This window comes from Streptomyces sp. JJ36 (assembly GCF_021696945.1).
In the GTDB taxonomy this organism is placed as follows: Bacteria; Actinomycetota; Actinomycetes; order Streptomycetales; family Streptomycetaceae; genus Streptomyces.
This window is the reverse complement of sequence record NZ_JACYHE010000061.1, coordinates 20480-37920: the sequence shown is the minus strand read 5'-3', so window position 1 is coordinate 37920 and position 17441 is coordinate 20480. Positions and strand designations below refer to the sequence as shown.

The 17441-nt window shown below is 74.5% G+C and carries 16 protein-coding genes and 2 pseudogenes; 11 read left to right on the top strand and 7 right to left on the bottom strand.

Annotated features, from left to right (window positions below):
- The 5 genes and pseudogenes from HOY81_RS20370 to HOY81_RS20350 all read left to right on the top strand — a co-directional run.
- Window positions 1-475, top strand: a pseudogene (locus HOY81_RS20370) (ATP-binding protein); the annotation flags it as partial.
- A gap of 35 nt (window positions 476-510) precedes the next feature.
- Window positions 511-927, top strand: coding sequence for a roadblock/LC7 domain-containing protein (locus HOY81_RS20365; protein ID WP_237321911.1), 417 nt, complete (start codon window positions 511-513; stop codon window positions 925-927).
- Between the two features lie 4 nt (window positions 928-931).
- The gene (locus tag HOY81_RS20360; RefSeq protein ID WP_237321910.1) at window positions 932-1312 is read left to right on the top strand and encodes a DUF742 domain-containing protein; all 381 of its coding nucleotides are present in this window, start codon (window positions 932-934) and stop codon (window positions 1310-1312) included.
- Complete coding sequence (locus HOY81_RS20355) at window positions 1290-1880, top strand: ATP/GTP-binding protein (RefSeq protein ID WP_237321909.1); 591 nt, start codon at window positions 1290-1292, stop codon at window positions 1878-1880. The genes HOY81_RS20360 and HOY81_RS20355 overlap by 23 nt, the downstream gene beginning before the upstream one ends.
- The gene (locus HOY81_RS20350) at window positions 1861-2436 is read left to right on the top strand and encodes a GAF domain-containing protein (RefSeq protein ID WP_237321908.1); all 576 of its coding nucleotides are present in this window, start codon (window positions 1861-1863) and stop codon (window positions 2434-2436) included. The genes HOY81_RS20355 and HOY81_RS20350 overlap by 20 nt, the downstream gene beginning before the upstream one ends.
- Window positions 2437-2688: 252 nt before the next feature.
- Here the strand turns inward: HOY81_RS20350 and HOY81_RS20345 are convergent, their stop codons facing one another.
- On the bottom strand, window positions 2689-3891 hold the full coding sequence (locus tag HOY81_RS20345; protein WP_237321907.1) for an acyl-CoA dehydrogenase family protein: 1203 nt from the start codon (window positions 3889-3891) through the stop codon (window positions 2689-2691).
- 448 nt (window positions 3892-4339) lie between these two features.
- Between HOY81_RS20345 and HOY81_RS20340 the strand changes: the two are divergent.
- Window positions 4340-5259, top strand: a pseudogene (locus tag HOY81_RS20340) (alpha/beta fold hydrolase).
- A gap of 149 nt (window positions 5260-5408) precedes the next feature.
- Entirely contained in the window at window positions 5409-5747 is a 339-nt protein-coding gene (locus tag HOY81_RS20335) for a DUF3140 domain-containing protein (RefSeq protein ID WP_308341142.1), read from the top strand.
- A 63-nt stretch (window positions 5748-5810) separates the two neighbouring features.
- Here the strand turns inward: HOY81_RS20335 and HOY81_RS20330 are convergent, their stop codons facing one another.
- From HOY81_RS20330 to HOY81_RS20320, 3 genes are all read right to left on the bottom strand, one after another.
- Complete coding sequence (locus tag HOY81_RS20330) at window positions 5811-7976, bottom strand: bifunctional diguanylate cyclase/phosphodiesterase (RefSeq protein WP_237321906.1); 2166 nt, start codon at window positions 7974-7976, stop codon at window positions 5811-5813.
- Window positions 7973-8797, bottom strand: coding sequence for an SAM-dependent methyltransferase (locus HOY81_RS20325; protein ID WP_237321905.1), 825 nt, complete (start codon window positions 8795-8797; stop codon window positions 7973-7975). The genes HOY81_RS20330 and HOY81_RS20325 overlap by 4 nt, the downstream gene beginning before the upstream one ends.
- A gap of 378 nt (window positions 8798-9175) precedes the next feature.
- A complete protein-coding gene (locus HOY81_RS20320; RefSeq protein ID WP_237321904.1) occupies window positions 9176-10243 on the bottom strand; it encodes a glucose 1-dehydrogenase in 1068 nt (355 codons plus the stop codon).
- 262 nt (window positions 10244-10505) lie between these two features.
- Here HOY81_RS20320 and HOY81_RS20315 point away from each other — a divergent pair, with 262 nt between their 5' ends.
- The 3 genes from HOY81_RS20315 to HOY81_RS20305 are packed head-to-tail and all read left to right on the top strand — an operon-like array spanning window position 10506 to window position 11741.
- Window positions 10506-10703, top strand: coding sequence for a DUF2180 family protein (locus HOY81_RS20315; RefSeq protein WP_237321903.1), 198 nt, complete (start codon window positions 10506-10508; stop codon window positions 10701-10703).
- A 55-nt stretch (window positions 10704-10758) separates the two neighbouring features.
- Window positions 10759-11076: a DUF6343 family protein gene (locus HOY81_RS20310; protein ID WP_237321902.1), complete on the top strand. Its 318-nt coding sequence runs from the start codon at window positions 10759-10761 to the stop codon at window positions 11074-11076.
- A 50-nt stretch (window positions 11077-11126) separates the two neighbouring features.
- Complete coding sequence (locus HOY81_RS20305; RefSeq protein WP_237321901.1) at window positions 11127-11741, top strand: hypothetical protein; 615 nt, start codon at window positions 11127-11129, stop codon at window positions 11739-11741.
- 79 nt (window positions 11742-11820) lie between these two features.
- Here HOY81_RS20305 and HOY81_RS20300 read toward each other — a convergent pair whose 3' ends face one another.
- The 3 genes from HOY81_RS20300 to HOY81_RS20290 form a co-directional block, all read right to left on the bottom strand.
- The gene (locus HOY81_RS20300; RefSeq protein ID WP_237321900.1) at window positions 11821-13200 is read right to left on the bottom strand and encodes a transglycosylase family protein; all 1380 of its coding nucleotides are present in this window, start codon (window positions 13198-13200) and stop codon (window positions 11821-11823) included.
- A 159-nt stretch (window positions 13201-13359) separates the two neighbouring features.
- A complete protein-coding gene (locus HOY81_RS20295) occupies window positions 13360-14763 on the bottom strand; it encodes a sulfatase-like hydrolase/transferase (protein ID WP_237321899.1) in 1404 nt (467 codons plus the stop codon).
- On the bottom strand, window positions 14760-15623 hold the full coding sequence (locus HOY81_RS20290) for a DUF6227 family protein (protein ID WP_237321898.1): 864 nt from the start codon (window positions 15621-15623) through the stop codon (window positions 14760-14762). The genes HOY81_RS20295 and HOY81_RS20290 overlap by 4 nt, the downstream gene beginning before the upstream one ends.
- A 255-nt stretch (window positions 15624-15878) precedes the next feature.
- Here HOY81_RS20290 and HOY81_RS20285 point away from each other — a divergent pair, with 255 nt between their 5' ends.
- Entirely contained in the window at window positions 15879-17429 is a 1551-nt protein-coding gene (locus HOY81_RS20285) for an FAD-dependent oxidoreductase (RefSeq protein WP_237321897.1), read from the top strand.
- Window positions 17430-17441 lie beyond the last annotated feature (12 nt).

Here is a 17441-nt window from a genome sequence, read left to right as displayed (position 1 = left end):
CGCCGGGCCGCCGCCCCCGCAGTCCCGTCCGCAGCCGCCGGCCGCGCCAGGAGGCCTGCCTCCGCAGCAGCCGCAGCCCGCCCACGCCGGTGGCGGCCCGGGGCAGGCCCGGCAGACCCCCGCCCCGCACCCGCCACAGGCCCCCGCCCCGCACCCGCCACAGAACCCGGTAGCGCACCCGCCGCAGCCCGCCGCAGAGGCGGCCGGCCCCGGCGCCGGACCGCCGCCGGCGGCGCAGGGCGAGCGGCCGCAACTCCCGAAGCGGCGCCGGCAGGAGCATCTGGTACCGGAGCTGCGTCAGCCCCCCGCCCGCTTCGGCGGCGGTACGCCCGAGGGGGCGGACGACGCCGACACCGGGCACAACCCCGGGCTCATGGCCGCGTTCCGGCGAGGCACCACCCTTGCCGACCAGAACGACGGCACCGACGAGACCACCCATGCCGCCGGGGGCGAGACCCCCCGCCCCGCCCGCTAGCGGCTGTTCGCCCCCTCAAGGAGAAAAACGCGATCATGGTGAGCGAAGCCCCCCTCGGCCAGACGACGGACCTGTCCTGGCTGCTGACCGGACTCGTCCAGCGTGTCCCGCAGGCGCGGAGTGCCCTGCTGCTCTCGTCGGACGGCCTGGTGAAGGCCGTCCACGGGCTGGAGACCGACACCGCCGACCATCTGGCCGCCCTCGCCTCCGGGTTGTACTCGCTGGCCCGCAGCGCGGGCGTCCGCTTCGGGGACGGCGGCGAGGTGCGGCAGGTGGTGGTCGAGCTCGACACCTCGCTGCTCTTCGTCTCGACCGCCGGGCAGGGCGCCTGCCTGGCCGTGCTCGCCGGTAGTGAGGCGGACGCGGCGGTGCTGGGATACGAGATGGCCATGCTCGTCAAGAGCGTCCGCCCCTACCTGGCCACTCCCGCCCGCCAACCGGCGGGGTACTGAGGAGATGTCAGAACCCCAGGAGGGGCCCTGGCTCGACGACGACGCGGGACGGCTGGTGCGGCCGTACACCGTCAGCAACGGGCGGACCAAGCCGTCCGCCCACTTCGACCTGCTGACGCTGGTGATGGCCACCGGCTCCCGTCCCCACAGCTATCTCGGCCCGGACCACAGCCTGGTGCTGGGCCTCTGCGGAGGCCCCACGTCCGTGGCCGAGATCGCCGCGCACATACGCCAGCCCGCCGTGGTGACCAAGGTGCTCCTGTCCGACCTCGTGGACTGCGGCGCCATCACGGCCCGGGCGCCGGCTCCCGCGCCGCTCGGCCCCGACCCGACCGATCGACACTTGCTGGAGGCGGTGCTGGATGGGCTCCGTAAACGACTCTGATCCTTTCCCGACCGCGCTCAAGATCCTGATCGCCGGCGGCTTCGGGGTGGGCAAGACCACCTTCGTCGGAGCGGTCAGCGAGATCGAGCCGCTGAGCACGGAGGAGCTGCTGACTCAGGTCAGCGCGGCGACGGACAGCCTGGAGGGGGTGGAGAACAAGGCGACGACCACCGTCGCCATGGACTTCGGCCGCATCACGCTGAGCGCCGACCACGTCCTCTATCTCTTCGGCACGCCGGGCCAGCAGCGCTTCTGGTTCATGTGGGACGAGCTGTCCGCCGGGGCGCTCGGCGCCGTGGTGCTCGCCGACACCCGCCGGCTGGAGCACTGTTTCGCCGCCGTCGACTTCTTCGAGCGGCGGGGCATCGGCTTCATCGTCGCGGTGAACGAGTTCGACGGCTCCTTCCACTACGACCCGGAGGAGGTACGCGCGGCCATCGATCTCAAACCCGACGTGCCCGTGGTGCTCTGCGACGCCCGGCAGGCCAGTTCCGGCACCCAGGTACTCGTCGCCCTTGTCCAGCATCTGATCGACCTGAGGAGTCAGCATGTCACCGACCCCATATGACCCCACGCCCCACCTGCTCCTGACTCCCGACGACAACGACGCGCCGCACCGGGTCGTACGCCTGCGCGAGCTGGGCATCGGCGAGGCGCCGGTGCCGGAGTTCGACGACTTCGCGCGGAAGCTGGCCCGGGTCACCGGGGCGCCGTACGCCATGGTCAACTTCATCGACGAGCACCGCCAGTACTTCGCCGGGCTCTACACACCCGCCGTCGACCAGGCGGTGGAGCTGGGCCGGCCCGCCGACCCGGAAGCCGGGGGCGTGGGCCGGGTGATGGCCCGGGACCACGGCTACTGCCCGCACGTCGTGGTGCGGCGCAAGGCGCTGGTGCTGGAGGACGTCTGCGACTACCCGCGGTTCGCGGGGAACCCGGTGGTGGACGAGATCGGCATCCGGTCCTACCTGGGGGCGCCGCTGATCGACCGTTCCGGCATGGCGCTCGGCACGGTCTGCGTCGTGGACCAGGAGCCGCGGCCGTGGGGCCGGCAGGGACTGGAGACCATCAAGTCGATGGCCGCCGAACTGGTGGACCAGATCCACCGGCGCGACGGCGTCTGACGTCCCCCGGGCCCCGGGGCGTCTGCGGGGCCAGGAAACGACGCCGGGCTCCGGCGGGGCCCACGGGCTCCGTACGGTGCCCCGAGCGCGGCACCGGGCCGCGGGGAGCGACGGGGGACCCGCCCGCCCGGAGTGCGGGCCGTACGCCCCGTGGTGCGGTGTCCGCACGGCAGAGGCGCACGGGCACGGGTGTACGGACGCGCTCCCTCCGGGGCGCGCCGTCGTCGGGGTGCGGCCGGGCGACCGGCGGCCTCAGAACGCCGGGCTCGGCTCCATCTGCACCAGCTCGGCGAGCTTGCGCGACCAGGAGCCCTTCGCCGTGCCCAGCGCCACCTCGCCCAGCCGCAGCCGCTGGATGTCGGAGGTGCCGGCCGGGGCGAAGATGTGGTGCGCGTCCCGCAGGTAGCGTTCCACGGGGCGGTCGGTGAAGAGGCCGGCGGCGGCGTGGATCTCCATCGCGTCCCGGGCCGAGTCGAGCGCGTACTCCACATTGACCAGCTTGGCGTTCATCAGCTCCGCGTCGCAGGGCAGGCCGCGGTCCAGCAGGTGCACCGCGTGGTAGGCGGCGAGCCGGGCCGTCATGAGCCGGGACTGCATCTGGCCCAGCTTCAGCTTGACGGTGCCGAGGTCGCCGAGCGGCGCGCCGTAGCGCCGGCGTTCGCCGCAGAAGTGGGTGGTCTCGTCGAGGATCGCCTGGTGGATGCCGAGCGAGACGGCGGTGAGGTTGGCCCGGCCGTAGAGGACGCTGGAGGAGTAGGCCACCGCGAGGCCGTCGCCCTCGGTGCCGAGCAGGTTCGCCGCCGGCACGCGGCAGTCGTCGAAGTGCAGTTCGCCGAAGCTGAAGCCGTGCAGCCCCATCGCGGGTTTCTGTTCGCCCAGGCGGAACCCGGGCCGGTCGGACTCCACGAGGAAGGCGGAGAGCCCCTTGGAGCCCGGCCCGGTGCGGACCACCACGCCGTGCAGATCGCCGACGTGGCTGTTGCCCACGAACACCTTGCTGCCGTTGAGCACGTAGTCGTCCCCGTCCCGGACCGCCGTGCCGGACATGCCGAGCACGTGCCCGCCCGACTCCGGCTCCGTCACCGCGATGGTCGGCAGGCAGTCGCCGGAGGCGATGGCGGGGAGCCAGGTCTTCTTCTGCTCCTCGTCGCCGAAGTGCAGGATCTTCGCGACGCCGAGCTGGGAGGCCTGCACCATGGCCCCCATGGCACCGCTCTCCCGGGACAGTTCCTCGATGACCACGGTCTTGGCGAGGTGCCCCGCCCCCATGCCGCCGTACGCGCGGGGGACGGTCACCCCGATCCAGCCCTGCCGGGCGATGAGACGGGACAGTTCGTGGGAGACGGTGCGTTCCGCCTCCATCTCTGGTATGCGGGGCCTGACCTCTTGTTCAGCGAACTCTCGCACTTCCTGACGCAGCTGCTTGTGCCGCTGGTCGGTGAAGTAGCGATCCATGACGAGCCCTCCTCCGCGGGGTGCCTCCGCCCGAGTCCGAGCGGTGGTCGTACATCGGCAGCGGTCCCGTCCCGGAGCATGGCCGACAGCAACATCGTCTACAGGCGCAGAAATAGATCAAGATCGTTCCGTCGGATTGACGTAAACCTTTCCACTGTCTGCCGCCGATCTGCGTCCCGTGCCGGGAAGGGAAGTTGTTCCGTGTCGCGCGTGGGGGGTACTCCACCAGCACTACCCACTGGCATACACGCACTACCCCGCGAAGTCGTCAAGTCTGGTAACCGACATGGGAGTTGCCGGGAGGGGCCAGATCAGGACAGTGCGCTTCCGGAGTCCGCGACGCCCGCACCGGCACGCGGCGCCTCTTTCACGCCGGTCCGGGCGGCCGTTACCGTGTCGGGTCGCGGCAGTGCGGGCCGCAGTCCGGCACGACGAGAGGCGGCAGGACGTGGGCGTACGCCACGACTTCACCACGGCGGCGGACGGCACCCCGGTCGCCACCCGCACCTGGTTCCCGGAAGGCGCCCCGCGGGCACTGGTGCAGATCGCGCACGGGGCGGCCGAGCACGCCGCGCGCTACGAGCGCTTCGCCCGCTTCCTGACCCGCCACGGCTACGCGGTGACGGCCTCCGACCACCGCGGCCACGGCGACACGGCCCCGCACACCGGCGGGCTCGGGGTGGCCGGCGCCGACGGGTGGCGTGCCGCCGTCGGCGATCTGCGGACGGTGGGGGAGCGGGTACGGGCCGAGCTGCCCGCCGGCACGCCGCACGTGCTGCTGGGCCACAGCTGGGCTCCCAGCTCGCCCGGGACGCCGCGCAGGAGTACGGCGGGGAGCTGGCCGGGCTGCTGCTCTCCGGCACCTTCCGTTCGCTGCCGGGGCTGGAGCCGGAGCAGGCGGTGCGCCGGCTGGAGGCGGAGGTCGAGCGGGGCGGCCCCGGCGCCCCGTCGGACTTCGTACCGGAGGTCTTCGCGGCGTTCAACGAGCTCTACCCGCACCGCACCGGATACGAGTGGCTCTCCCGGGACACCGCCGAGGTGGACGCCTACGCCGCGGACGGGCGCTGCGGCTTCGCGTTCTCCGCGGGGCTGGCGCTTGAGTGGGTGCGGGGCTCGCGCAAGATCAACGACCCGGAGCAGCTCGGCCGCGTCCCGCGCGGGCTGCCGGTGCACGTCGCCGTGGGCGACCAGGACCCCTGCCACTCCGGGATGACACTGGTCTACGAGCTGCTGGAGGACTTCCGCTACCGGGGCGTACGGGAGCTGAGCTGGCGGGCGTACCCGGGGGCGCGGCACGAGATCCTCAACGAGACCAACCGCGACGAGGTCCAGGGCGACCTGCTGGCCTGGCTCGACCACCACGTGTGACCGGCCCGTCCGGCCCGCCCGGGGACCCGTCACCGGGGGGCGCCTCCCCCGCCCCCCCGTGCGGGCCCGGAGCTGCGGCTCCGCAGGCCCGGGAGGCTGGTTTCGCCCGCCCGCCGGCGGGCACCCGGCGGGCCGAAGGGAGGCATGCCGTGGCAGACATCGACGCCCTGGAGCTGGACGCGCTCTGGGACGAGTTCCACCGTGTGGTGAACATGACGTCCGACGAGCTGAGCGCCTGGCTCCGGACCAGCAGCGCCGGCGAGGAGGCCGAGGAGGTTCCCGAGGCCTCCGGTGACGAGCAGGGCCGCCATGTCCTGGCCGTGCTCCAGAAGCGCCGTACGGACCTCGACGACTCCGACATCCAGCTCATGTACGACGTGGTGGACACGGTGAACGAGGAGCGGGAGCACGGCCGGGTGACCGGCCCGGAGGAGACCGCCTGGCGGCACCGGCTGATGCGGCTGGGCCACGACCCGATCCGGCCCTAGATCCCTGGACCGCCCTGGCACGGGCCCGGGGCCCGGGGCGGCCGGGCCCCGGGTCGTTCCGGGTCAGGCCGGGGCACTCCACTCGCGGGTCAGGTCCTCGGCGGGAGCCGGCCGCGCGTAGTACCACCCCTGTGCCGTGTCGCAGCCCAGCTCGCGGAGCTGGGCCGCCTGCGCCTCGGTCTCCACGCCCTCGACCGTCACCCGCAGGCCCAGCGCGTGCGCGAGCGAGACGATCCCGCCGACGAAGGTGACGTCCACCGGGTCCGCGGGGTGGCGCTGGAGTCCCTGGGTGAAGGAACGGTCCAGCTTGAGCGTGGTGGCCGGCAGCCGGCGCAGGTTGGCCAGGTTGGAGTAGCCGGTGCCGAAGTCGTCGAGGGCGATGTCCACCCCGAGTTCGGCGAGCTGCCGCAGCGGTTTGAGTTCGTCCTCGTCCGCGCCGATCAGGGCGGACTCGGTGACCTCCAGGCAGAGCGAGGAGGGCGCCACGCCGGCCGCCTCCAGCACCGCGACCGTGTCCTGCACCAGGTCCGGGTGGTGGAGCTGCCGGGGTGAGAGGTTGACGTTCACCCGCAGCGGCCGCTCCCGCGCGCTGCCGCCCGCCGCCTTCTGCTCGTGCCAGAGGCAGGCCTGGTGCACGGCCTTCTCCAGCACCCAGCGGCCCAGCGGCACGATCAGCCCGGTGTGCTCGGCCAGCGGGATGAAGCGGTCCGGGCCCAGCCGCCCGTGTACCGGGTGGCGCCAGCGGACCAGGGCCTCCGCGCCGTCCACGGTGCCGTCGCACATCCGTATGAGCGGCTGGTACTCCAGGAAGAACTCGTCCCGCTCCAGCGCGCCCGGCAGATGGTTGGTGAGGCTGTGGCGGTCTATCGCCCGGGCGTCCGAGACCGGGTCCGCCAGCTCGTAGCGGTTCCCGCCGGCGTCCTTCGCCCGGTACATGGTGATGTCGGCGCTGCGCATGACCTCGGCGGGGCCCAGCTCCCCGCTCGGTCCCTCCACGATGCCGATGCTGGCCCGCACCGAGAGTTCCCGGCCGTCGATGGTGATGGGCGTGGCGAGCGCGGCCAGCGCCTGGCGGGCCAGCTCGGTGACCTCCTCCCGGCCGGAGGGGTTGGCGATCAGGGCGACGAACTCGTCCCCGCCGATGCGCGCGACCAGATGGTCGGGGGAGGTGGCGCAGGACTGCAGCCGTTCCCCGACGGAGATCAGCAGTTGGTCCCCGACGGCGTGGCCCAGGCTGTCGTTGACCGCCTTGAAGCCGTCGATGTCCAGGTAGCAAAGGCCGAAGCGGGCGGTGCCGCCGCCCGCGGAGAGGATGCGCTCCAGCCGCTCCGCGAAGAGCGTCCGGTTGGGCAGCCCGGTCAGCTCGTCGTGCGTGGCCTCGTAGCGCAGCCGCAGATGGAGCAGCCGGCGCTCGGTGATGTCCTCCATCAGCGCGAGCTGGTAGCGCGGCTCGCCCTCGGCGTCGCGGAGCAGCGAGACGGTGAGGTTCGTCCACAGGACCGTGCCGTCCGGGCGGTGGTAGGGCTTCTCCACCCGGAAGTGGTCGCGTTCGCCGCGCACCAGCTCCCGGTGCATCCGCCAGACGTCCGGGGCGTCGCTGGGATGCACCCACTCGTTGACGTTGCGCCGCCGCAGCTCCTCCTCGGAGCGGCCGAACATCCGGGCGAGGGCACCGTTGACGTCGCGGATGCGGCCGTCCATGTCGGCTATGCCGATCCCGATGGTGGCGTCGCGGAAGACCGCGCGGAAGCGAGTCTCGCTGGTGTGCAGCGCCTCCTCCACGGCCGCCTGCGCGGCCAGCGCGGCCCGCGACAGCGCCTCCTGCTCGGCACGGGTGCGCTCGCGCAGCGCCCGGGCGAAGCCCGCGGCCACCGCGTGCTGGAGCCGGGAGCAGCGGGCCCGGCCCTCGTCGACCGGCAGCGGCTCCCGGTCGGTGCTGTAGAGCACCAGATAGGACTCCAGGACGCCGAGGATCTGCGGCAGCGCCTCCGGGTCGGTGCAGTGCGCCGCCACCAGCGCTTCTCCGACCTCCCGGCCCGCCGCGGGCGAGAACGGTCTGGCGTGCAGCGCCTCGCCCAGCCGCACGGCCAGCGGGTAGAGGTGGTCCTCGAACTCGGCGCGCGTCATCGAGGTCGCCGTCGCCGGGTAGACGGCGCGGCTCCAGATCGTCGCGAAGCGCCGGAGCCCGTCGGTCGCGGTCCCCGTCAGCTCGTACGGCGCGGAACTCACCCGGCGTGTCCCGACTTGCGGCCGACTCCGGCGAAGCCGCTGAAGACGACGGGGTCCTCCTGCTCCGGCGGCGTGTCCGGGTGCCAGCGGGGCATGGCGACCAGCCCGGGGTCCACCAGGTCCCAGCCGTCGAAGAAGCGCAGCACCTCCTCCCGGGAGCGCATCAGCAGCGGCGAACCGATCCGGCGGTAGACGCCGGAGGCGGCGGCGCCGCGGTCCGGGGCCTTGAACTCCCCCTCGCCGGAGGCGTGGGTGACGACGAGGAGGCTGCCCGGGGCGAGCGCGTCGCGGAGCTGTGCCACGGTCTTCCAGGGCTCGTCCTGGTCCTCGACGAAGTGCAGCAGGGCGACGAGCATCAGTGCGACCGGCTTGCCGAGGTCCAGCAGCCGTTCGGCCTCCGGGCTCTCCAGGATGTCCCGCGGCGAGCGGAAGTCGGCGGAGACCACGTCGGTGCGGTCGTTGTCCTGGAGCACGGCCCGGCTGTGCGCGACCGCCACCGGGTCGTTGTCCACGTAGACCACGCGGGCCTCCGGGTCCCGTCCCTGGGCGACCTCGTGGACGTTGCCGAAGGTGGGGATGCCGGAGCCGATGTCCAGGAACTGCGTGACCCCCTCGGCGAGCGCGTACCTGATGGCGCGTCGCATGAAGGCCCGGTTGGCCTGCATGATCTTCGGCAGTCCGGGCCAGGCCTCGATGGCTTTGCGGCCGGCCTCCCGGTCGACCTCGAAGTTGTGCGAACCGCCCAGGTAGTAGTCGTAGATGCGGGACACGCTCGGGACGGTCAGGTCTATGCCCTGCGGGGCCCACGCGGGACGTTCCATCAAGGTCTCCGTCTGGTCTTCGGCTTGCCGGTCGCGTCAGAGGCTACTGACCACCGGCCGACAGGGGTGAGGAAACAGCGACTCAACGGCTGGATCTTGTCACGAAGTTGCGCTGCCGGGAGCCCCCGGAGGGGAAACTCTGTGCGCCACATGCCCCTTGTCTTCCGGTTTTCCCGCTCCGGCGGCCGGGCACTCGCACGGAAACGCCAGGTCTGTGGTGTGTTTCCGGATCGATGCGGCGTCAGGACCGGTTCCACGCGCGTGGATCGGAGGACGATCGTCCGGTTTCCGGGTGATGCACCCGCCCCGGTCGGCCGGCCAGGGCGGGCCTGCTCCCCGGCCCGTGGCGAGCCGGCGACAGGCCAGGGGGCGGAGCGGTCAGCCGGACCCGTCCGCGGTCAGCTCCAGCACCGTCTTCACCCCGCCCCGCCGGCGGGGCCCGAAGGCCTCCCGGAAGCGGTCCACCGGCAGCCGGTGGTCCAGGACGCGCTCCAGCCAGTCCGCGTCCGCCCCGGCGAGCGCGGCCGCGGCGGCCGCGTAGTGGTCGCGATGCGCGTTCACCGAGCCGATCACGGCCGCGTTGTCCAGCACCAGTTCCCGGTTGAGCGCCCCCGCGTCGATGGGCACCGTACGCCCGGCGGAGGAGAGGCCGGTCAGGCAGAGCACCCCGTACGCGCCGAGGTTGCCCATCGCCCCCAGGGCCACCGGGGCCGCGCCCGTCGCCTCGATCACCACGTCCGGGCGCAGCCGTCGCAGCACCGGCTCCACCTCGTCCGTGTGGTACTCCGCTCCCAGCTCGCGGACCAGCCGGGGCTTGGGCCCGTGCTCCGTGCGGTCCAGCACGTGCACCTCCAGCCCGCGGTGCCGGCCGAGCAGCGCGGCCAGCAGCCCGATCGGCCCGGCGCCGGTGACCAGCACCGAGGCCGGCGCGAACCACGACCGCGCACCCACCTGTCCGACCTGGTCCCAGGCCTTGGCCACCACGCTGGCCGGCTCCAGCAGCGCTCCCGTCCGCTCCAGACCGGGCGGCAGCCGCACGGTGTACGCGGGATCGACGGTCCAGAGCGTGGCGGCGTACCCGTCCCGCTCCTTGATGCCGCACTCGGTGTAGCGCCCGTTGCGGCACATGTCCGGGGAGCCGTGCGCACAGGCCCCGCACGGGACGGGGTCGGGACGGCGGACCAGTCCCACCACGAGGTCGCCGGCGGCGAAGCCGGACGACGCCGGGGCCCGGCGCACCCGGCCCAGCGACTCGTGCCCGATGATCAGCCGCTCCCGGCCGGGCGGCGCGCTGCCGTGCTCACCCGCGGCGATGCTCCGGTCCGTGCCGCACACCCCGACGGCGAGCCCCTCCACGAGCAGTTCGCCGGGCCCCGGCTCCGGGTCGGGCAACGTCTCCAGCCGCAGTGTGTTCCCGCGGCCCGGCAGGGTCGTCAGAGCCCGCATGGCCGCTCCGGGGGACGGGCCGGAAGCCGGCCCGGGGTGTCGGGGGTGCCGTCGTTCACGCCGCACGCGGTACCTCGCGGCCTCCGCGGCGAAACCCCGCCGCGGGCGGTTGCCCGGGGCCGCCGACGGGTACCCGGCAGCGGCCCCGGAGCCGGTACCGGGCCCGTGCGACGCCGGTACGAGCCGCAGCGGCGTACGTACCCGCGCGAGCCCGCACGGCGGAGCGAAGCCGGAGGCCGGCGGAAGGAGAAGGAGGAACCCGATGTTCTGCTACGACTGCCTGCCCGAGCGGGAGACGACGGCGGTGGCCGTCTGCCACCGCTGCGGCGCGGGCGTCTGCTCCGAACACGTCCACCAGGGCCGGGAGCCGGTGCACGAGGTGCACGGGACCGGTGTGGCCACCCAGTCCACGGCCGCCCGGCAGCTCTCCTGCGGCGTCTGCCACGCCGCGGGGGACTGAACCGGCCGGCCGGGTCCGGCCGGACCCGGCCGGTCCAGGGAGGAGGCCGTCCGTGATGGCCCGACCCGACCGGCGCAGGCCCGTGCCCCGCTCCCGCTCGGGCCTCTTCGGGCGCCGCTGGGAGCGCACCGGGAGCGAGCCGCTCACCGCCCGCAGCGCGCTGCGGCTGCGGCTGCTGCTGGCCACGCTCTTCATCCCGCTCTTCGTGGCGGGCACGCTGCTCTTCTGGTACTGGTCCGAGCAGGCCGGGCCGGAGGACGTGCCGGGCGCCGGCTCGCTGCGCACCCTCATGGCGATCTGCGCCGGGCTGGCGCTCTTCGCGGTGATCGACCTGGTGGCCGTGGTACTCCGGCGGCGCCGCGAGCGGCGCTAGCTGTGTTGTCCGGGGCGTTTCCCCGGGAGGACCACGGGTACCGCGCAGGCATGAACGACCGCGAAACCCCCGAACCGCCCGAAACCGCCGGACCCGAGCAGCCCACCGACGAGATCGCGGAGGCGGCAGGCGCCGGCACGGAAGCCGGGACCTCCGGTGAGGGCCGGCGGCCGGTCGCCACGGAGGCCGGGGAGGCCGCGGAGTCCCGGGCGTACCGCGAGCCGCAGGTGCCGGAGGCGCCCGCCGACCCGGGCACCGCGCCCGAGGAGGAGGGCATCCCGGACCTCCAGGACGGCACCCCCGAGGCACAGCGGGCCGAGGATCCGCAGCAGATGCCGGTGCCGGGGGAGCGCCCGGTGGCGGCGGAGGACTTCGGCACCACCTTCGCCGAGCAGGTGGAGGGGGCGCCGCTGGACGAGCGCCTCGCAGAGGAGGAGCCCGACGTGGGCGACGAGGCGGCGGAGGGCGAGCCGGCCCCGGAGGCGGGGCAGCTCAGCGACGACCCGCTGCCCGGCACCCGCCCCGCCAACCAGGACTCCTTCTCCACCGCGTCCGAGGCCGAGGGCCTGGCGGGCGAGGAGACCGCCGTGCACGTTTCCGGTGACGACGACGAGGATCTCGGCCTCCGGCTCGACGAGGAGGAGCCGGGCGCGCCGCCGACCTGACCGGCGCGCTGCGCCCCGCACACCGGTGCGCCGCCCTCGCGGACCCCCGCGAGGGCGGCGCACCGGCCGTACGGACGCGTCAGAGCGTGACGCCCTGCTGCCGCAGGTAGGCCAGGGGGTCGATGTCACTGCCGTAGCCGGGGCCGGTGCGTATCTCGAAGTGCAGATGCGGTCCCGTGCTGTTGCCGGTGGAGCCCGAGCGGCCGAGCCGCTGGCCGGTGTTCACCTGCTGGCCGGAGCGCACCGAGATGGCGGACAGATGGGCGTACTGGCTGTACCGGCCGTCGTCGTGGCGCAGCACGACCTGGTAGCCGTACGCACCCGCCCAGCCCGCCGACACCACGCGCCCGCCGGTCACCGCCTTGACGCTGGTCCCCGTCGCGACCGGGAAGTCCACCCCGGTGTGGTACCCGGAGGACCAGCCGCTGCCCGAGGCCCGGTAGGGAGTGCCGGGGGAGACGCCGGCGACCGGGGCGACGGCTCCGGGAGCGCTCGCCTCGCGCTTCGCCGTCGCCTTCCGCTCGGCCCGCTGCTCCGGTCTCTCCTGCCGCTCCGCGGACTGCGCACGCCGTTCCGCCTGCTCGCCCTTCCCGGCCTGTTTCCGCTGCTCCGCTTTGCGCTGCTCCGCTTTGCGCTGCTCCGCTTTGCGCTGCTCCGCGCGGGGCTCGCCCGCCTGCTCGGTACGCTCCCGTTCCGGGGTCTCCGCCCGCTCCGGCTTCTTCTCCGCCCGCTCCCGCTCGGCCTCCGGCCGGGGCTGCGGGCGCACCGGCCCGTCCTGCCGGCCCTCCAGGCTCAGCCGCTGGCCGGGGAAGATCAGGTCCGGGTCGGCGCCGACCGTGCGGCGGTTGCGCTCGTAGAGGGCCTGCCAGCCGCCGTCCACCTCCTCCTGGTGGGCGATGGAGGACAGGCTGTCGCCGCTCACCACCTCGTAGGAGGGGGCCTGGCGGGCCCGTTCGGCGCGTGCCTGCGCGGCGCGCGCCTCCCGCTCGGCGCGCCGCCGCGCGTCCTGTGCGCCCCGGTCGCTCCGCTCCCGCTGCCGCTCCGCGGCCGCGGGCGACGCGCCGGGCGCCTCCCTTGTGTCCTGGCCGAGGCCCGCCTGCGGCCCGCAGGTGGGCCAGGCGCCCGGTCCCTGGCCCTCCAGCACCTTCTCGGCCACGGCTGTCTGCTCCGCTCGGGTGGCCAGGTCCGCCCGGGGCGCGTACGCCGTTCCGCCGTACTCCTCCCAGGTGCTCTGGGCGAACTGCAGGCCGCCGAAGTAGCCGTTGCCCGTGTTCACGTCCCAGCGGCCGCTGCTCTCGCAGGCGGCGACGTCGTTCCAGGTGTCCTCCGAGGCGGCCTGGGCCGGCCCGGCGGCCCCGACCAGGGGCAGCGCGAGCCCGGCCCCGCCCGCCGTCACGGTGAGCGAGGCCCGGGACATGGTGCCGGTCCGGGGCTTGCGGTGGCGTCCACGAGCGGTCATCTGGGTCTTTCCCCCTCACGCCGGAGCGGCGTCGGTCTGCGGTCCCGGTCTCCGACCGGGTCTGTGGTGGCGGTGCCGGTTTCCGAGCCGGCCGGGTGCCCGGGAGCGGGGTGCCCGGCGGCGCCCCCGCGGGTGCGGCCGTGGCGGTTCCCGTGCCGTTCACTGGTGGCCGAAGCGCACCCCCTCCCAGGGGAGGTCGCGGACCTCCGGGTCGGCGCGGCGCCCGGCGCGCTTGGCCGGAGCCGCCTCCTCGATCACCGGCTGTGCCTCGCCCACCCGGGCCATCCAGCGCAGCAGAGCCTCGCGGAGCGCGCCGGCCACCTCGCGGTGCGAGTCCAGTCCCGCGAGGTTGTCCAGCTCGTACGGGTCCGCCGCGAGGTCGTACAACTCGGTCTCCACGTACCGGCCGGCGCCGCTGTCCCGCCAGCCGTGTGCGCCGGGCGCGGCGACCGCGTACTTCCAGCGCGCGGTCCGCACCGCCCGGCCCACATGCGACTCGCTGATCTGCACGAACACCTCGGCCGGCCGGCCCGGGTCGGTGCCGCCGCCGACCAGTGGCAGGAAGGAGCGCCCCTGTACGGTCTCCGGCACCGGCAGTCCGCACGCCTCGAGCAGCGTCGGCATCAGGTCGACGGTGCTGACCGGGTGCCGGATCATCCCGCCCCCGTCGAAACCGGGACCGGTCAGGGCCAGTGGCACCCGGACCGAGGCCTCGTGGGCGCTGCGCTTGTACTCCGCGTTGCGGGTGCGGAAGTGGGAGCCGTGGTCCGAGGTGAAGGCGACCACGGTGCGGTCCTCCACGCCGAGGCTGCGCAGCGCGTCGCGCAGCCTGCCCAGGCCCTCGTCGATCCGCCTGACCTGGCCGAGATAGCCGCCGAGATGGCGGTGCGGCCCGCCGTACGGCGCCGTGCCGCCCAGCGCCGCCAGGTCCGGAGGCAGCCAGCGGCCGGTGTACCGCTCGGCGTATCCCTCGGGCGCGGGGTAGTCGTCGGTGGCGTTCTGGTGGTGCGGCTCGATGAGCGAGAGGAAGAGCAGGAACGGCCGTTCGTGGTGGTCGGCGAGAAAGCGGACGGCCGCGTCGACGAGCGCGTCCGAGCGGTAGCCCGGCAGCCGCACGGGTGCCCCTCGCTCGTCGTGGAGCACCGTGCGGTAGGCGTCCGAGGTGAACTCCAGGACCTCGCTGGCCAGCCAGTGCCGGTAGCCCCCGCGGCGCTCCGGCGGCACCGGCCCGTGCCCGGCCGCCTCCGCTGCCAGGTGCCACTTGCCGATGTAGCCGGTCTCCCAGCCGGCCTCGGCGAAGCAGCCGGCCAGGGTGGGCAGTTCCGGGCGGGGCGCGAGGCCGTTGCGGAAGACGCCGGTGGTCGTGGGCCAGCAGCCGGTCTGCAGCGCGGCGCGCGCGGGGGCGCACACCGGTTGCGGAGTGATCGCCTGCTCCACGTGGGTGCCGGTGCGGGCCATCCGGTCGAACACCGGCGTCACGTCGGCGGGGTTGCCGTGCACCCCGGTGGTGTCCCAGCGCTGCTGGTCCGTCAGGACGACCACGACGCCGGCCGGTTCGCTCACAGTTCGATCCCCCGTTCCCGGGCGCGGAGCAGGGCGGTGCGGGCGGCCGTGGCCTGCTCCGGGTAGACCTCGCAGACCAGCCGCCCGGTGCCGGAGAGGTTGTGCTCCAGTTCGTACAGGCTGAACTCGCTGCCGTCCGCGAGCAGGAACGCGTGTTCGTACACGGAGCACCAGACGTGATGGGCCGGGGAGCAGGCGTGCGGGCCCGGAACATGGACGATGTCGTGCCCGCGGGCGGTGGCGAGCAGCCGGAGGACCTCCTCGCCGGGGCGGTCCGGGTTCTCCGCGCGCCGCAGCAGCCGCCGGGCGTGGTCGGCCGAGTCGCCCTGGGCGTACCGTCGGGGTGCCGGACCCGTCACCTGCGGCAGGTCGAGGAAGCCCTCGTCCGGGAGGGCCGGCCCCCAGCCGTACGGGAGCGGGCCGTGCTCCGCGGCGTCCGCACCGTGGCCGGCGTCCGCGGCGTATCCGGTGTCACACCCGCCGCCGTCCTCCGGCCGGAGCCGCCGCTGGGAGACCCGGAGCGCCTCCTCGCACTCGTATATCTCCGACCGCGGTTCCGTGCCCCCGGCCGGGGTGCCGTGGGCGGCCCCGGCGTCTCCGCCGGGGCCGCCCACGGCGTACTCGTGCCGGAGCTCCCACAGCGTCAGGCAGCTTCCGTCCGCCAGCAGGAACGCATGGCGGTAGCTGCTGCTGCGGAGCGGCGGCGTGCCCAGGTGCCGCCGGGCCTGCATCTCGACCCGGCACAGCACGGCGTCGCGCAACCGCCCGAGGACGGACTCCGAGACATCGAAGGGGTTCTGCGCGCGCGCCAGCAGCATCTCCAGATGCCGCGCGGGCGTCGCGTCCAGTGTCTCGCCCATTGCGGAACCTTCCCGGCACAAAGGCCACCGACCGTTCCCCGCGGGCACTCACCGTAGCGTCCCCGGCGCGCCGTGCGCGCGGATTCACGGGATTCCGCGGCGCGCGGCGGTGGCGGGCGCGCTCGGGCGGGCATCACACGGGGAGAGCCGGAGGGGGAGAGAGGGAGCACGGGGGAGCACAGGGGGAGCGGGGGAGCAGGGGGGCCTGGGGGGAGGGAGGCCACCGCCCGCGGTGCGAGGAAGAAGGAGCCCGCTGTGACCACGACCACCCTCGGCTACGAGTCCTACTGGATGCTCTCCGCCGCCGGAGAGACCCATCCGCCGCTCGAGCCGGAGACCGAGACCGAGACCGACGCCGTGGTCGTCGGCGGCGGTATCGCCGGACTCTCCACGGCCTGGGAGCTGGCCCGTGCCGGCCGCTCCGTGGTGCTGCTGGAGGCCGACCGGATCGCCGCCGGGGTGACCGGCCACACCACGGCCAAGCTGACCGCGCTGCACGGCTTCTCCTACCACCGGCTGCGACGCCGGCACGGCGCGGAGGGAGCGCGGCTGTACGCCCGTTCGCAACTCGACGCGGTCGAGCACGCCGCCCGCGTCGCGGCGGAGCTCGGGGCCGACTGCGACCTGGAGCGCCGACCGGCCTTCACCTACGTCGAGTCGGCCGAGCACGCGCCGCGGATGCGCGTGGAGGCCGAGGCGGCCCGCGAGGCCGGGCTGCCCGCCTCCTGTGTCGCCCTCACCGGGCCGCCGTTCCGGGCGCAGGCGGCCGTACGGGTGGAGGACCAGCTCCAGTTCCATCCGCGGAAGTACCTGCTGGCGCTCGCCGCCGACCTGCGGCGGCGGGGCGGCCGCATCCACGAGCGGACCCGGGTGGTCGCCCTGGAGGAGGGGGCGCCCTGCCGGGTCCGTACCGAGCACGGCGCCACGGTGCGGGCCCGGGACGTGGTGGTGGCCACGCACTACCCCGTCTTCGACCACGCGATGCTCTTCACCCGGCTGCGGCCGCGCCGGGAGGTGGTCCTCGCCGCCACGGTGCCCGAGGACGACGACCCGGGCGGCATGTTCCTGATGCCCGAGAGGTCCGTCCGTTCGGTGCACACCGCGCCCTACCCGTTCCGCCGGGGCCACCGGCTGCTGGTCGTCTCCGGGGAGCGGTTCGACCCGGGCACCGCGGGGATCGGCTCGGTGAACGCCCGCTACGAGCGGCTGGCCGCCTGGGCGTACGAGCGCTTCCCCGGGGCCCGCCCGGTGCACCGCTGGGCCACCCAGGACAACCACACCACCGACCTGCTGCCCTGCATCGGCCGCTACCACGCCGCCGCACGCCACGCGTACGTCGCGACCGGCTTCGGCGGGTGGGGCATGAGCGGCGGCATCCTCGCCGGGCGGCTGCTGGCCGCCCAGCTCACCGGCGGCACCCTGCCCGCCTGGGCCGGGCTGTACGACCCGGTGCGGCTGCGCCCCCGGGAGACCCCCGCGCTGCTGCGCCGGCGCTCGCTCGTCGCCCGGCACTACGTGGCGGACCGGCTGCGGCCGTCCTATGTCGACTCGCCGGAGGAGATCGGGCCGGGGCAGGGCGCGATCGTCAGGGTGCGCGGCAGGCGCTGCGCGGCCTACCGCACCCCGGAGGGCGAGCTGCGGGCGGTCTCTGCCCGGTGCACCCATCTGGGCTGCCTGGTGCGGTTCAACGACGCGGAGCGCGCCTGGGAGTGCCCGTGCCACGGGTCGCGCTTCGACACCGACGGCTCGGTGATCCAGGGGCCGGCCACCCGGCCCCTGGAACCCCGGGATGACCTGTCCGGGTGAGCGCCGGGCGCA

Bases quoted from the DNA above. Each gene is read 5' to 3' on its own strand.
- HOY81_RS20360 (WP_237321910.1), top strand. From the start codon at position 932: ATGTCAGAACCCCAGGAGGGGCCCTGGCTCGACGACGACGCGGGACGG.
- HOY81_RS20355 (WP_237321909.1), top strand. From the start codon at position 1,290: ATGGGCTCCGTAAACGACTCTGATCCTTTCCCGACCGCGCTCAAGATC.
- HOY81_RS20300 (WP_237321900.1), bottom strand. From the start codon at position 13,200: ATGACCGCTCGTGGACGCCACCGCAAGCCCCGGACCGGCACCATGTCC.
- HOY81_RS20350 (WP_237321908.1), top strand. From the start codon at position 1,861: ATGTCACCGACCCCATATGACCCCACGCCCCACCTGCTCCTGACTCCC.
- HOY81_RS20290 (WP_237321898.1), bottom strand. From the start codon at position 15,623: ATGGGCGAGACACTGGACGCGACGCCCGCGCGGCATCTGGAGATGCTG.
- HOY81_RS20315 (WP_237321903.1), top strand. From the start codon at position 10,506: ATGTTCTGCTACGACTGCCTGCCCGAGCGGGAGACGACGGCGGTGGCC.
- HOY81_RS20320 (WP_237321904.1), bottom strand. From the start codon at position 10,243: ATGCGGGCTCTGACGACCCTGCCGGGCCGCGGGAACACACTGCGGCTG.
- HOY81_RS20305 (WP_237321901.1), top strand. From the start codon at position 11,127: ATGAACGACCGCGAAACCCCCGAACCGCCCGAAACCGCCGGACCCGAG.
- HOY81_RS20345 (WP_237321907.1), bottom strand. From the start codon at position 3,891: ATGGATCGCTACTTCACCGACCAGCGGCACAAGCAGCTGCGTCAGGAA.
- HOY81_RS20365 (WP_237321911.1), top strand. From the start codon at position 511: ATGGTGAGCGAAGCCCCCCTCGGCCAGACGACGGACCTGTCCTGGCTG.
- HOY81_RS20310 (WP_237321902.1), top strand. From the start codon at position 10,759: ATGGCCCGACCCGACCGGCGCAGGCCCGTGCCCCGCTCCCGCTCGGGC.
- HOY81_RS20325 (WP_237321905.1), bottom strand. From the start codon at position 8,797: ATGGAACGTCCCGCGTGGGCCCCGCAGGGCATAGACCTGACCGTCCCG.